At 53.1% G+C, this 15077-nt stretch carries 13 protein-coding genes; 7 read left to right on the plus strand and 6 right to left on the minus strand.

The window, feature by feature from the left end:
* The first annotated feature begins 260 nt into the window (after positions 1 to 260).
* Positions 261 to 1277, plus strand: coding sequence for an alpha/beta hydrolase (locus GQY55_RS04730; protein WP_160038736.1), 1017 nt, complete (start codon positions 261 to 263; stop codon positions 1275 to 1277).
* A 237-nt stretch (positions 1278 to 1514) separates the two neighbouring features.
* Positions 1515 to 1994, plus strand: coding sequence for a GAF domain-containing protein (locus tag GQY55_RS04735; RefSeq protein ID WP_160038737.1), 480 nt, complete (start codon positions 1515 to 1517; stop codon positions 1992 to 1994).
* Between the two features lie 110 nt (positions 1995 to 2104).
* On the opposite strand, the gene GQY55_RS04740 is transcribed toward GQY55_RS04735, so the two are convergent.
* Positions 2105 to 4153: an endonuclease MutS2 gene (locus GQY55_RS04740; protein ID WP_160038738.1), complete on the minus strand. Its 2049-nt coding sequence runs from the start codon at positions 4151 to 4153 to the stop codon at positions 2105 to 2107.
* A gap of 574 nt (positions 4154 to 4727) precedes the next feature.
* Positions 4728 to 6419 carry a glycoside hydrolase family 13 protein gene (locus GQY55_RS04745; protein ID WP_160038739.1) on the minus strand — a complete coding sequence of 564 codons (1692 nt, stop codon included), beginning with the start codon at positions 6417 to 6419 and terminating at the stop codon, positions 4728 to 4730.
* Positions 6420 to 6728: 309 nt separating this feature from the next.
* On the opposite strand from GQY55_RS04745, the gene GQY55_RS04750 reads away from it, so the two are divergent.
* Together GQY55_RS04750 and GQY55_RS04755 are read left to right on the plus strand one after the other, a co-directional pair.
* Positions 6729 to 8009: an ArsB/NhaD family transporter gene (locus GQY55_RS04750; protein WP_160038740.1), complete on the plus strand. Its 1281-nt coding sequence runs from the start codon at positions 6729 to 6731 to the stop codon at positions 8007 to 8009.
* 96 nt (positions 8010 to 8105) lie between these two features.
* Positions 8106 to 8396, plus strand: a complete 291-nt coding sequence (locus GQY55_RS04755; protein WP_160038742.1) for a hypothetical protein — start codon at positions 8106 to 8108, stop codon at positions 8394 to 8396.
* Between the two features lie 40 nt (positions 8397 to 8436).
* On the opposite strand, the gene GQY55_RS04760 is transcribed toward GQY55_RS04755, so the two are convergent.
* Entirely contained in the window at positions 8437 to 9366 is a 930-nt protein-coding gene (locus GQY55_RS04760; RefSeq protein ID WP_160038744.1) for a hypothetical protein, read from the minus strand.
* A 193-nt stretch (positions 9367 to 9559) separates the two neighbouring features.
* Between GQY55_RS04760 and GQY55_RS04765 the strand changes: the two genes are divergently transcribed.
* Entirely contained in the window at positions 9560 to 10300 is a 741-nt protein-coding gene (locus tag GQY55_RS04765) for a peptidylprolyl isomerase (protein WP_160038746.1), read from the plus strand.
* Between the two features lie 320 nt (positions 10301 to 10620).
* On the plus strand, positions 10621 to 11355 hold the full coding sequence (locus GQY55_RS04770; protein WP_160038748.1) for a ZIP family metal transporter: 735 nt from the start codon (positions 10621 to 10623) through the stop codon (positions 11353 to 11355).
* A gap of 29 nt (positions 11356 to 11384) precedes the next feature.
* On the opposite strand, the gene GQY55_RS04775 is transcribed toward GQY55_RS04770, so the two are convergent.
* From GQY55_RS04775 to GQY55_RS04785, 3 genes are all read right to left on the minus strand, one after another.
* On the minus strand, positions 11385 to 12566 hold the full coding sequence (locus tag GQY55_RS04775) for an MFS transporter (protein WP_160038750.1): 1182 nt from the start codon (positions 12564 to 12566) through the stop codon (positions 11385 to 11387).
* A 204-nt stretch (positions 12567 to 12770) separates the two neighbouring features.
* Positions 12771 to 13082 carry an ArsR/SmtB family transcription factor gene (locus GQY55_RS04780; protein WP_160038752.1) on the minus strand — a complete coding sequence of 104 codons (312 nt, stop codon included), beginning with the start codon at positions 13080 to 13082 and terminating at the stop codon, positions 12771 to 12773.
* A 52-nt stretch (positions 13083 to 13134) separates the two neighbouring features.
* Positions 13135 to 13611, minus strand: coding sequence for a MarR family winged helix-turn-helix transcriptional regulator (locus GQY55_RS04785; protein ID WP_160038754.1), 477 nt, complete (start codon positions 13609 to 13611; stop codon positions 13135 to 13137).
* A gap of 181 nt (positions 13612 to 13792) precedes the next feature.
* On the opposite strand from GQY55_RS04785, the gene GQY55_RS04790 reads away from it, so the two are divergent.
* The gene (locus tag GQY55_RS04790) at positions 13793 to 15058 is read left to right on the plus strand and encodes a serpin family protein (RefSeq protein WP_160038756.1); all 1266 of its coding nucleotides are present in this window, start codon (positions 13793 to 13795) and stop codon (positions 15056 to 15058) included.
* Positions 15059 to 15077 lie beyond the last annotated feature (19 nt).

The following is a 15077-nucleotide window of genomic DNA, read 5'->3' on the forward strand; positions in this document are numbered from 1 at the left end:
CATGATTTTTTGGTTTCTTCCTTATATTAGCTGCATAATGGCTGCAAAAAAATGCTGCATGTCCACTTTATTCTAGCATCTTGCTCTTTGAAAGGCTATATCATTGGGAAAGGATCTTGCCGTTACAGACGCCCTCTTCCCGAATTCGTCAGATTTTATCCATTTTTCGGTAGGCGGCGTCGCCTTTTGCGGTTAAAATTGGTTAAAAACGCATATACTAATGCCCTACCGATCAATAGCCATCATGGAGGTGAGCGGAATTGGAATGGTGGGTCATCGTCCTGATTGCAGCGGTTGCCGCGCTTGCGGCCGCAGGTATTACCCAATATGCATTCATACAAATGACGCAAATGAAAGCGTTAAGTTACCAGCAGATTTTTGAAGCTTTCGAACGGGCAGGCGCCCGCTTCCGCGATTATTACGAGCCGCTTAAAAAGGAAAACGTCGAGATCAGAAGCCATGACGGCCTCCGACTGAACGGAGTTGTCGTCAAAACGGAGCAGCCTTCGGCCAAATGGGTTATTCTCGTGCACGGGTATACCACTTCCCTGCCCGCATCCATTCCGTTTATGGAAATGTTCCGCGAGGAAGGATTCAACCTGCTGCTCATCGACCAGCGCCGGCACGGCAAAAGCGAAGGCAAATACACGACATACGGCTACCATGAAAAACACGACGTCGCGGCCTGGGTGCGATTCATTAAAAAAACGCACGGCCAAAACTGCATCATCGGCCTTCACGGCGTTTCGCTTGGAGGAGGCACCGTGCTGGAATATTTGTCGCTGCCGGAAGCCGACGCCAAATTCGTCATCGCCGACTGCCCTTATTCCGATTTGACGCGTCTGATGCACCATCAAATGCAGCGCTTAAACCACATCCCTGCCGCCGTGTTCCTCCCTTTGGTCAACGTCCGGCTGCGCAAAAAGGCGGGGTTTTCGCTGAAGCAGGTCAGCCCGGTCCGCACCGTGCAAAGCAGCAGCGTGCCCGTCATGTTTATCCATGGCACCAGGGATGATTATATCCCGCCGTCCATGAGCGAGGATCTGTTCGCCGCCAAAACGGGAACGAAAAAGCTTCTGCTTGTCCAGGACGCAACGCACGGCTTTGCGTTGGATGCCGACCCCGTCCTGTATAAACGGTCGGTGCAGCAATTTGTGCGCGAAGCGCTGGCGGGCGCAGGCAATCCGGCGGAAGCCCCGGAGCAGGCCGTGGTGCTTCCATGGCCGGAAAAAGCGGATTATGGCGGATTCGAATTGACGGAAGCCCCTAATGGTTAGGCCCGGCTTGGTATTTATCCGTTCACGCGCAACAAATTGCCGCAAAAAAATCCCCCTCCGTCATATACCGAAGGGGGATTTTTGCTGCATCGGCCGAATAATTACAGCCGTACATGGAATAAATATCCATAATTTGATCCCCGCTTCAAGCGCATAGCATCTTTTGCTTGACGCGGAGGCCATTCCTGTATACTATCTTTTATAATTAACCAACGGTTAAAAGAAAGGTGGAGTATGATGTTTCAAGCACTTCCCTATGAAGGAAACCGGAGCGAGCAGTTTGCGGCCGTTCTGGAACAACTGAAATCTCTCATTCACGATGAACCCAGCTCCATCGCCAATCTGGCCAATGCATCGGCGCTGCTGAACAGCTTTTTGCCGGATATCAACTGGGTAGGCTTTTATTTGTACGACGGGCAAGAGCTGGTGCTTGGTCCATTCCAAGGTCTTCCGGCATGCATTCGCATTCCGCTGAACCGCGGCGTATGCGGCACGGCGGCAGCCGAACGCAGAACGATCGTCGTGGACGATGTTCACGAGTTTCCGGGACATATTGCCTGCGACGCGGCATCGAACAGCGAAATCGTCGTTCCGCTCGTCAAGGACGGAAAGCTGCTGGGCGTACTCGACATCGACAGCCCGCTCAAAGGGCGCTTCGATCGCGAGGAGCAGCAGTTTTTGGAGCAGTTTGCCGAAGTCATCATTTCAACGTTGTAATTTTCCGTTTTAAGAAGCGGCCTTTCGCGTCAGCGAAAAAGCCGCTTCTTTTTTGTTTGATTTCGGGAAACCCGCATAATATGGATCACGCGTCCCCTGCCTGACGCCAGTTACATGTCTTCCGGTTTGCGAATGATCGTTAAGCCCTCCACATGTTTTTTCTGCATCAATTTGCTTTTTTTCCGGTTTTCCTTGCTGTCGAAAATGATGTCGAAGTCATAATCCTCCGGGTAAAGATTTCCCTTCTCAATATACAGCTTCAGCCGCTTCTGGTTGATCTTCAGCTTTTGCTTCTGGACCATGACCCCCACCATGCCCTTTGCGTCTTCTTCCTGGTACACGATCCCGACACGCTGAAGCGAGCTGACATATACCGCGTCTCCCACTTCAAGCTTCCGCGGTTTGGCCGCTTCTTCCGCTTCAGCCTCCGCTGGGCTCACTTCCGGCTGTTCCCTATTTCGATCGCCTTTGCCCTCCCGCTCTACCGGATGTCGGTTTTCGTCATCTCCGGGCAGCGGCCCTTCTTCATGATGCTGAGGCCCACCCCCGAGGTCGTCCGCCATCGGGGCTGTGCTGCTATCCGTAACCGTGGCGGGCGTTCCGCCTTCTGTTCCCGGCGCTGCCAATACCGTTCTTTGGCTTTGCAAAATATTTCTGGACCGCTGGGTGATGCCGTAAGGCATGCCGAGTTTGGTGGCGATTTCGATCGCGTAACTTTGGCCGGATTCGCCGATCGTCAGGCGGTAGAGCGGTTCAAGCGTGTTAACGTCGAATTCCATCCTTGCGTTTTGAAAACCCGGGGTGCGGGAAGCAAACCCCTTTAATTCGTTAAAATGGGTCGTGACCATCATCATCGCCCCTCTCCGGTTCAATTCCTCCAAAATCGCGATCGAAAGCGACATGCCTTCCCCAGGATCGGTCCCGGCGGCAAGCTCGTCGATCAGCAGCAGCGTGGAACGGTCCGCCGCCTCCACCATCGCGATCAGCCTGCGGATTTGGGCGGAGAACGTGCTAAGCGATTGCTCGATGCTCTGTCCGTCGCCAATCGCCGTCATGACCTTATCGAATACGGCGAATATGCTGCCCTCCTCCACGGGCACAAGCAATCCCGATTGAACCATCAAGGTCAGCAGCCCGAGCGTCTTCAGCGCTACGGTTTTGCCCCCCGTATTCGGTCCGGTAATGATCAGCGAGCGGTAGCCGTTTCCGAGCTCCAGCTGAAGCGGCACCATCGTTTTCAGCATAAGCGGATGTTTGGCTCCCCGAAGCCGGATAAATCCCCTGTCACTCAGCTGTACGATCCGCCCTTCAATGGAGCGGCCATATTTGGCTTTGGCGAAAATAAAATCGTAGTTTCCCGTAATGTCGATGTTTAGCAGCAGATCCGCGCCCGAAGCTTCCAGCAAGCCCGTCAGCATGCTGAGCACCACGCCTTCCTCCCGGGCCTCATCCGCTTCCAGCATCCCAAGCTCGGTCTGAAGCTGCGAAATTTCCTCCGGCTCGACGAACACCGTTTGCCCGCTGGTGGACTGGTCGAGCACCGCGCCTTTGATTTGCTTATGGTACTCCCGCTTGACCGGCACGACGTACCGCCCGCCCCGGACGCTGATCAGATGCTCCTGCAAAATCGACCCGTGCCGGGACAGGATCGAGCTCATTTTTTTCTGGATCCGTTCTTTGACCACGGCGATCTTTTTCCGGATCTTCTCGAGCTGCTTGCTCGCCTGGTCATCCACCTTGCCGAAGCGGATGCAGCGTTCGATCTCGCTTTTCAGCCGCGGCAGCTCCTGCATCGATAAGGCGTAACTGCTGACGGTAGGCGCAACGTCCCGTTTGCCCGCCATATATTTCATCAGCTGGCCGCAGCTGTGCAAAAACGTCTGCACCGCCGCAAAGTCCTGCTCCGTAAACAAATACCCCGTGTGCAGCAGCGAAACGATGTGCTCTATTCCTTCCAGCGACGGCAGCGGCACGCTCGCCCCTTTCTCCAGCAGCGCCTTCGCTTCCGCCGTTTCCTTCAGCGCCGCTTCGATCGCCCGCAGGTGATTCCCGGGCATCAGTTCGTCGATATGTTTTCTTCCTGCGTAGGACACCGCATATTCCCGCAGCATTTCTTTCACTCTGTCATACTCCAGCATGTTCATTGTCATGTTATCCATAACATGTGAGCCTCCTAATGAATGGTTTCGATTCGGAACAGGCGCTGCGACAGCCCCGTCCCAAAATGAACAAAGGGACAAAGAACGTCACGCGCGAGTTCTTTGTCCCTTTGTTCGGCCGCTTCATTTTCCCTGTTATTGCGACGGGATCGCCGGCTTGATTATGAATCAGCCGCTAACGATAAAACCCCTGGAACGCAAAAAGACCGTGCTGCAAGAGCACGGTCTTCAAAAAGTTCCTCGCTGCCGCAATCGCCGCATAACGAAGACACTTTTATGAATAACAAAGAAAGAAACAGCAGCCAAGGCGCCGTTTGATGCTTCGCGTGTTCTTAACTATTTTCCATGACCGCGCGAACCGAACAGACGTAAGGCATGCATACAGCTTCGTCCTGCCGTTCAGCTTGAAAAGGCGCAAGGAAATAAAGCTGCCTTCACAGGCAAGCTTGACCTGGTCTTTTCGTGCGGTCTTCATATGGAATTGAATTAGTTAAGAACAACCACCGACATCAAAATCTCTCCTTTGGTTTAGGATGAGGTAAATTTAACAATATTTTTCATCGATGTCAAGCCTTTAAGCCCGAAGCATGTACACCCGCGCTTCATATGGGCGCAAGCGGAAGGTCAGGCCGAGATCGTCGTCTCCCGAAACGTCGTAATTGGAGATTAGCAGCTCTTTCCCTGACAGGTTCAGTCCCTGCGGCAGCTTCAGCTCGGGTTCTCCGCCGAAAAAATTCAAAATGACGAGCAGCTTCGCATCATCCAGCGTGCGCGTGTATACGTATATTTCCGGGTCGTCCGGCAGCAGCAGCTCGTATTTCCCGTACACGATCACCTCATGCTCCTTGCGAAGCGCGATCAGCTTTTTATAGTAATAAAAAATGGAATCGGGGTCCTTCAGCGCCGCCTCGACGTTGATTTCGCGGAAATTCGGGTTCACGGCAATCCATGGCTTGCCTTCCGTAAACCCCGCTTTTTCGGTCCCGTCCCACTGCATCGGCGTTCTGGCGTTGTCCCTGCTCTTTTTACGGATCGCTTCCATCACTTTTTCCTTGGGCGCCCCCCGCTTCAATTGATCCCGGTAAAAATTATGCGTCTCCACGTCCCGGTAGTCGTCGATCGAATCGAAGGCGATGTTGGTCATGCCGATCTCCTCGCCCTGGTAAATGTACGGCGTCCCTTCGAGCATATGCATGTAGGTCGCCAGCATTTTGGCCGATTCCACCCGGTATTTGCCGTCGTCCCCAAAACGGGAGACCGGGCGCGGCTGGTCATGATTGCACCAATAGTTGGCGTTCCAGCCCTGGTCATGCAAAACGGTCTGCCAATGGCTCATGACCTTTTTCAGGTCAAGCAGGCTCCACGGACGAATGTCCCATTTTCCCGAACCTCCGGAGAGGGCGTCAAGCTGCATATGCTCGAATTGAAACACCATGTTCAGCTCTCCCCGCGTATCGCCGACGTAGCACAAAGCCTCTTCCGGCCCCAGGCCGGAGGTTTCGCCCACCGTCATAATATCGTAGTGGAACAGCACCTGCGTATACAGCTGATGCAGCAGCGTATGTACATGCTCCAGGTTGGAAAACAGCTCGTAGGCCCGGACCGTCGGCAAATGATGCGGATTGTCCCCGTCCGGCAGGCCGACGGCTTTCGCGATATGCGCGATGGCGTCGAGGCGGAAGCCGTCCACTCCTTTTTTCAGCCACCACTCGACCATCTCGTGCATGCAATCGACAACCTCATGGTTTTCCCAGTTTAAGTCCGGCTGATGTTTCGAATACAGATGCAGGTAATATTCGTCCGTCGTTTCGTCGTATTCCCAGACCGAACCGCTGAAATACGATTCCCAGTTGTTTGGAGGACCGCCGTTTTTGCCTTTGCGCCATATGTAATAATCTCTTTTCGGGTTATCCTTCGACGACCTCGATTCGATAAACCAGGGATGCTCGTCCGAAGTATGGTTCAGCACGAGATCCATCATGATTTTGAGGCCTCTGGCATGGGCTTCCCGCAGCAGCTCGTCAAAATCCTCCATCGTGCCGAATTCCTTCATAATGTCCTTGTAGTCGCTGATGTCATACCCGTTATCATGGTTCGGCGACTTATAGATGGGACAAAGCCAAATGACGTCGATCCCGAGTTCTTTCAAGTAATCGAGCTTCGACAGAATTCCGCGCAAATCGCCGATCCCGTCCCCGTTCGAATCCATAAAACTGATCGGATAGATTTGGTACACGACGCTTTCCTTCCACCATGTTTTCTTCATATCCGTCTCCTTCCTTGCGCGTCAGGCGGCAATTCTTTACAACCCGGCCGAATCCGTTTATAATAGATGTACACTGATTTTCAGATTCCCTTTCACTTGAAGGGCAACTGGTGTTTCAAATCGCATAGAATAACATTTGGAGGAGCCTGCCACGCGCGGGCTCCTTTTGTCTTTTTTTGGCCTTCTCGTCCTTTTTTTGGAGTCCGTATGCGGCATTCTTCTCCTGTGACCAAAGGAGGAATCGGATCACGTTCGAATGACCACTCTATTTTTACGGACTGCATCTAGAAAAAAACGGGGAGGAACCTTATGGAACAACAAGCAATTTGGGCTATCGTCATTTTTTTGGTTGCGTATGCACTGATTATTTCGGAAAAAATCCACCGTACGATCATCGCCATGATCGGCGGCGTGCTGATGGTGATTTGCGGGATCGTGAGCCAGGAAACGGCCATCCGCCATATCGATTTCAACACGCTTGGGCTGCTCATCGGGATGATGATTATCGTGAACATTACGGCGGAGACGGGACTGTTCAAATACATCGCCGTCTGGGCCGCGAAAAAAGCGAAAGGCCGCCCGCTCGCCATCCTGATCGCACTGATGCTGCTGACGGCGCTCGGATCGGCGTTTTTGGACAATGTGACCACCGTCCTGCTGATGGTGCCGGTTACGTTTAGTATTACACGCCAGCTTCGGGTCAATCCGCTGCCTTTTCTGATCACGCAAATCATGGCCTCCAATGTCGGCGGCACGGCCACCTTGATCGGCGATCCGCCGAACATCATGATCGGAAGCGCGGTCAAAGAGCTGACGTTTATGGCGTTTATCGAAAACCTGGCGCCGATTGCAGTGATTATCCTTGCGCTGTTGGTGCCGATTTTCGTCCTGCTCTTCCGCAAGCAGATCAAAACGAAGCCTGAACTGATGCAAAGCATCATGGATCTCGATGAAAAGGAACTGCTGACGAACAAAAAGCTGCTGATCAAATGCCTTGCCGTGCTTGGGCTGACCATCGCCGGATTTTTTATCCATCAGCTCGTGCACATCGAATCCGCCACCGTCGCATTGGCCGGCGCTTTCCTGCTTTTGATCCTGACCGGGGAACATATGCTGGAGGAAGCATTCGCCAAGGTCGAATGGCCGACGATCTTTTTCTTTGTGGGATTGTTCGTGCTTGTTGCGGGATTGATCGAAACCGGCGTCATTTCCACGTTGGCCGAAAAAGCGGTCGCCCTTACCGGAGGCAACGTAACCTCAACCTCGATGCTTATTTTATGGTTAAGCGCGATCGCCTCGGCGTTTGTCGACAATATCCCGTTTGTTGCGACGATGATCCCGATGATTCAGGATATGGGCAGCATGGGAATCAGCAATCTTGAGCCGCTCTGGTGGTCGCTCGCGCTTGGCGCCTGTCTGGGCGGAAACGGCACGTTGATCGGCGCCAGCGCCAACCTGATCGTGGCAGGCATGGCTGCCAAGGAAGGATACCCGCTGAAATTTACGACGTTTTTGAAATACGGCTTCCCGATCATGATTTTGTCGATCGTTTTGTCCAGCGCATATGTATATCTCAGATATTTAATGTAATTCGATAGCGAGTCATGCCGACATACCTTGATTTTAATCGGCGGGATGATGGGGATAAATGAAGGAGAACAACTTGACCGAAATGGAGGCGCCCGCATGCTGATTTACCGCTGCAACGAGGACGTTGCCCGCATCACGGAAACCGTCAACGGAGAGGATGTTGAATTTCGCATCCGCCTGCTTCAGGAAGAGCCTTATCTGAACCGTCTGCGTGAGATTCGGAAGCACTTTGAAGACAACGACGTATACACCGACGCGCTGTTTTACGTCTATAAAAACCATGAGTATGGCGCCATCGTGCGAAAAGACTATTACGTCGATTTCGTGCTTGCGCTAATGAAGCACGGTTTGCTCCGCAGCGTCGAATGGAAGGCAGATGTAACGTAGTTTGGAGGGCAAATCGCCCTCCTTTTTTCATGCGTGCAGGTCATTCCGCCGATTCGATCACGTATTCGTATCTTCTTTTCACGTCTGCCAGGCGCGCCTCCAAGCTGCGCTGCTCCGCTTCGATCTGGCGAACGATCCCTTTGACCGCATCCAGCTTCTCCTCTACCTGCGACAGCGTATCGTTGATCCTTCCCTGCACCATCCAGTCGGAAATGAACCCGTCGAAAAAATAATCCGAAAACCGTAAAAAGCTGCCGATGTCGATTTCGATGGACAGATGCATTTCTACGTCCTTCAGCTCTTTGCCGAACCGGCGCAAGCTGGTCTGCGCATCATGAATGTAGCCCATGGCTTCGTCGATTTTGTTATGTTTGATGTGCGTGGACAGCATGCCGCCGCCAAGCATGTCGTAGGTGCCCCAATTGCGGGCGGACTGCAAATAATCCCGAGCTTGTTCCAAATCATGGAGGACGGAGCGGCCCGCCTGCACGGCCTCCCTCATTTCCTTCAGATGCACCGTCAGGTCCGCCTGCCGCTCCGCCAGCTCCGACAGCTCCCCGTGCTGCCGCAAAATGGCTTGTTCTTTTTCCTGCAAAATCCGTTCATATTCGAATTCCGAATAACGCACTTCCCGGAGCAGCTTATCGGTTTCCTGGCATTGCTTGGTTATGTCTTCGACGGCCCGCACCGCCGCATCGTATTTTGCTTTCGCCTCCAGCACCTCGAGCTGTTCGCGCTCCAGCTTTTCCTCTTTTTTACCGATGAGGCCGAAGAACAATCCGGATAAGGAAGCTCCGGTCAACCGTTCCACGTCCTTTTCCTCGTCAGCCAGCCTCTGCTTCCAGCGATCCGCTTCCCGTTCGCGTTCCTCCCGCTCCGCTTCCAGCTCCTGAAGGCGTTTCTCCCATTTGGTTTTGTTCCTCATGCTCTCCTTCAGCTCCGTCAGACGGGCATTAGCCACCTCAAACATCCGCATCCCTCCATGTCAATTTTTACATTCATTACCTGTTTAAACGTTACGTCTTGGGGAGAAGTTTCAAGAAAAGCGGAAACAGCCGTTTTTTGCCGAAGGAACGGGCCCAAAAGGGGCGCGCTAGATTTTGCCGCGAAAAATCGCTATCATAAGACATAGTGAAAATGCATAAGGAGTGAACATCCCATTCATGAAACTAAAAAAAGCTTATTTCCCGCTCATCATCATGATCGTGGCCATGCTCGTTCTCGGCGGCTGCGGCAAAAAACCTGAAGCATCGTCCGAGGCCAGCCAGAATCAAACGCAGGAAACGCAGCAGCCGCAGGACAATGCGAAAGATAAGGATAGCAACGCATCGCAGGAAACAACGGATAAAGATACGAACGCATCGACAAAAACAAAAAGATGGACAAGCCCGCCGGCGATGCAAATTAATACGAGCAAAACCTATGAGGCCGAAGTCAAAACGTCGAAAGGCACGTTTACGATCCAGCTGTTCGCAAAAGACGCGCCGAAAACCGTCAACAACTTCGTGTTCTTGTCCAAGCAAGGCTTTTACGACGGCGTCATTTTCCACCGCATTATCGAATCGTTTATGATTCAAACCGGCGACCCGACGGGAACCGGCGCGGGCGGCCCGGGATATGCCTTCGAGGATGAAAAAACGAGCTACAAATACGAGCCGGGAATCGTCGCGATGGCGAACGCCGGGCCGAACACGAACGGCAGCCAGTTTTTCATCTGCACGGGCGAGGACAGCAAGGATCTGAACCAGATTCCGAACTACACCATTTTCGGCAAAATTACAAGCGGCATGGACGTCGTGAAAAAGATTGCCGCCACGCCGGTCGAAGTGAATCCGGACACGGATGAAAACAGCAAACCAACCGAAAAAGTAACGATCGACGGCATTACAATCAAAGAGAAATAAATGACCAAAAGCGCCGCCCTGCAGCCATTGAGCTGCGGGGCGTTTTGTAGATTATAGCGTATAAGAATCTCGGGGCTCCCCGCAAAGTACATGAATCAGCTTCGAAGCCAAGGCCCCGCTTTGTAGGGTTGTTTTATTTGGATTGCGATGGAAATCTACAAATCTGCCATGCCCTATCGGAATTTGCGCCTTGCGCCGCAACTCCCCAAAGAATCCCGACGATCATGGAAGAATTTCTTTTGCGAATAGAGTCCGACGCTGGATCATATGGTTGTACAAGTGAGATTTTCGGCAGTCAGCCATACCAAAAGGAGGACAAGATGAACACCATTTTGCTGGGAAGTCTGGCGACTTCCATCTGCACTGCCGTAGGCGCGCTGCCGGCGCTCCTGTTTAGCAACGTCACGCATCGGGGAAGGGATATCCTGCTCGCGTTTACCGCAGGCATCATGGTGGCCGCTTCGACGTATGGCCTCATCCCGGCCGCGCTGAAATTATCGAACCTTTGGATTCTGACTGCCGGCACGATTCTGGGAACCGTGATACTCACCTTGATGGAGCTGCTTATTCCCCATCAGGATCCGGGGCATGCCCTGCACGGCGAAAATAACGACCGGACAAGCTCTCTCATGTTCCTTTCCGCGATGGCGCTGCACAACCTGCCGGAGGGGCTTTCCGTCGGAGTCAGCTACGGCAGCACCAACCAGGATCTGGGGACGATCGTCGCGCTCAGCATCGGTCTGCAAAATATTCCGGAGGGCTTTCTCACCGCCTTGTTTCTGATCACCCATGGGATGCGCCGGCGTTGGGCGCTGCTCTTGGCCGCCTTTACCGGCGTGCTGGAGCTTGCCGCCTGCTGGGCCGGACTTCGCTTCACCGAAACCTTCCATGCCGTCGTCCCTTACGGCCTGGCCTTTGCCGCCGGGGCCATGCTGTTTGTCGTTTATAAAGAGCTGATTCCCGAAAGCCACGGGGACGGCAATGAACGGGCAGCGACGTTTTCTTTCATTTTTGGCCTGCTGACGATGATTGGGCTGACCCATCTGCTGCGTTAAGGCGTTCGTTCATAATATAGCCGGTACGCTCAATCGATGACCGCAGCGGACGGCCTCCGGGATACGCCGAATATTTTCGCCTTGGTTACGATCAAAACGAGCCCCATCGCCGCAAAAAGCATGCCGCACCAAATGAGCTGGTGGATGCCGAAACGGGAAATGAACCAACCGCCCGCGGATGAGCCGAGCGTAATGCCCAAATTGGAAAATGAAACAAACAGGCTGTTGCCGAATTCGGGCGCTTCCTTGACCTCGCTCATCAGCCACGTCTGGCTCACGATCAGACCGCCGGAATGAACGATGCCCCATAAAAAAACGACCGGCAGCATCGGAAGAAAAGAACTCCCGAAGACATAAACGAGCAGATACAACACGAGGTACAGCAGCGGAAACGCCATTGTCGTGCCAAGCATATTTTTTTGCAGCAGACCGCCGAACAGGAAGTTGCCGCCGATCATGATCACGCCAAAGGCCAGCAGCATGGCGCTGACCCAGGTGCCGTTCATGCGCGTGACCTGCCCCAGGTATTCGGCAAAATAGCTGTAGACCGAAAACATAGCCGCAAACATGCAGCAGACCGCCGCAACGTTCAGCCACAAGGCCGGTTTCCGCAGTACGCCGAGCTGCTTGGCGTAAGACATTTTTTCTTGGGCGGGCATGGACGGCATCAGCGCCAAAATGCCGATGAACGCGACCAAATTGACGGCAGCCGCAAACAAAAAGGCCGTTTCCAGCGACACCTGCTCCGCCAAATACGAAGTCAGCGGTACGCCGAACGCGAAACCGACCGTGATGCCGGCAAAAACCTTCGTCACCGCCTGCCCGCTTTTTTCCGGGGAAACCAGCTGCGAAGCCGTGACAAGCGCAATCGAAAAAAACACCGGATGGAACATGGCCGGAATAATCCGGAAAACCATCAGCACGTCAAACCGGCTTGTCAGCACGTAAAATACGTTAGAAACCGCAAACATCAACACCGCCGAACTTAAAACCGCTTTGCGGTTCAAGCCGGATGCAAGCAATGTGGCAAAGGGACCCGAAACGGCGACGACCAGCGCAAAAATGCTGACCAGCAGCCCCGCCTGCGATGCGGATACATGGAATTTCTCCGTTACCTGGGGCAATACGCCGACGATTCCCATTTCGGTCGTAATGATGCCGAAAACGCCCAAAGACAAAATCATAATCAGCATCGTTGTTTTACTTTTCATGTTGTTTTCTCTCCAATTCACTTTAAGTCGTAGCTACATATCCATATATATGGATATATCAACGCAAAAAAATCCCACTTACGTGTTTGATCTCCTCCCGACCGTTCGACCTGCCGTTGAGTCCTCCGACATTATACATCTATTTATCTAGATATGTAAATACAATAGCCCAAAAAAAAGGAGCTTCCTCCTTTTTCTTGGGCATTACAATTCATTCCGGATATAATCGGCGAAAGCCTGGATGGTTTTCTCGTTGCGGCGGTAAAAGGTCCATTTTCCCACCCGCTCCATTTCAAGCAAACCGGCGTTTTGCATCATGAGCAAATAACTCGAGACGACGGATTGGGCAAGCCCGGCCTTTTCCTGAATGTCGCTTACGCAGGCGCCGATGCGCTGGGGCACCCCGTGCTGAAGGTAAGGCGTTTCATCGAAATGCCGTTCCGGATGTTTTAACCAAGTCAATATTTGACGACGTGTTTCATTCGATAAAGCTTTTAAAATTAGAGACGGTTCCATTCATTTTTCGATCCTTTGGCATCATATTTTTCAGGCATTCGCGAACGATGGTTTACCAGGAAGGCCGAAGCTTCTTTGGCAAATCCCCTTCGCTTACGCTCTGGATAATCCGTTTCAAATCCGAACGCATCATTTGCAGCCGATCGTTGCCGATCACGGCTCCCCACCGGCTTTCAATGTGGTTATAAATGCTTTCCTTGGCTTTCATCAATGCCTGGCCGCGTTCCGTAAGCACCACCAGCTTGCCTCTGCCATCCGAAGGATGCGGTTTGCGGGCGACATAGCCGCGCTCCTCCAAGTAATCCAGCATCTGGCTCACCGCCTGCTTGGATATACCCAAAAGCTCAACCAGCGTTTTGGCCGTGGCCCCGTCCGGAACCAGCCCCTGGAACAAAAAACCGTGCGTGGGCCGGATATCTCCGAATCCAAGCTCGTTCAGCCGCTCATGCAGTTCCTCATTCAACGCGCTGAAGGCGAGCGAAAACAATGATGCCAAATCCTCTTGCTGTCGACGGGGTGTTTTGGGCATAAGTAGCACAACTCCTTGTTATGAGTAAAAGTTAAAAATTGGTCAGTTTAGTTGACTTCTATGTTCATTATACCGCCCGGGATCAGGGAGAATCAAATCGGGAACGGGTTTTTGAGGCGCAACTTCCTAAGATCTGGAACGTCTATGAATATCATGTGAACATGGAAGGCGGTTTAATCCGATGATCCGAAAAAAATTTTCGCTGCTCCCCGTGCTCTGCGCTTCGCTGCTCCTGTTGTCGTCCTGCGCCGGCCGGCAACCGGATTCCGCGGAAAAGGCAAAAAACGTCCATGTCCTCTCCTTCGCCGAAAGGCAGACGGTGGCAGACAAGCTCGATCCCGCCTTGATCCGGGCGCAAAATCGGCTCGGTCTGCGGCTCCATGAAAAGCTCGCGGAGTCGGCAAAAGATAATATCCTATTGTCCCCGTACAGCATTTTTACCGCTATATCGTTAGCCTATCAGGGCAGCGGCGGACAAACCGCCGAAGAAATGGCGCGGGTGCTCGGCATCGAAAAAATCGGCAAGGAGCAGGCGAACGCCTCGGTCCGGACGCTGTATACGCTTCTCGGGGATGCGGGGTCGGGGGTTCGATTGAATTCGGCCAATTCCGTCTGGTACCGCAAAGGCATGGAAATGAAAGAACCTTTTATTCAAACGGCGGAAAACAGCTACCATGCCGACGTTCAGGCCGTGGATTTTGAAAACGGGCGCACCGTCCAGGAGATCAACGGCTGGGTAAACGAACATACGGGCGGCAAAATCCCGGCGATTCTCGAGCAGGCTCCAGATCGGAACACGGTGGCGATTCTGCTGAATACCGTCTATTTTAACGGCGCTTGGCAGAATCCTTTCGATCCGAAAGACACAACGGAGGGCGACTTTACGCTAAGCGATCAAACGACCAAACAAGTGCCGATGATGAAGCGGACCGGTATGTTCGAATTCAAGCAAACGCCCGAAGCTCAGGCGATTCGCCTGCCCTACGGTGACGGGCGGCTGAACATGCTGATCGTGCTTCCCGCAGGCGGGCATTCGCTCGCCGATGTCATGAAGGGCATCCGCAAGGACCCTTCCACTTGGCAAGCCCGTTTCGAACATGCCTCCGGCGAAATCCGGCTTCCTCGCTTCAAAGCGGAATCTTCGCTAGAGCTAAGCGATGCGCTGGTCGCCATGGGCATGAAGCAAGCTTTCGACCCGGCCGCCGCCGATTTTACCGCCATGTCCGACGCCAAACCGCTGTTTGTGTCCTCCGTGCTGCACAAGATGGTCCTTGACGTGAATGAGCAAGGCACGGAAGCGGCGGCCGTCACGGAAATGGCCATGGCGGGTTCGGCTCCGCCGGCGGGCCGGTTCGAGATGAACGTGGATCGTCCTTTTTTCTTCTGTATCGAAGACGGCCAAACCGGGCTTTGGCTGTTTATGGGGACGATCGGAAATCCGGCGTAAAACAGAACCAATCATCAAC

Origin of the sequence: Paenibacillus sp. USDA918EY, assembly GCF_009870825.1 — a bacterium.
Lineage (GTDB): Bacteria > Bacillota > Bacilli > Paenibacillales > Paenibacillaceae > Paenibacillus_AQ > Paenibacillus_AQ albilobatus.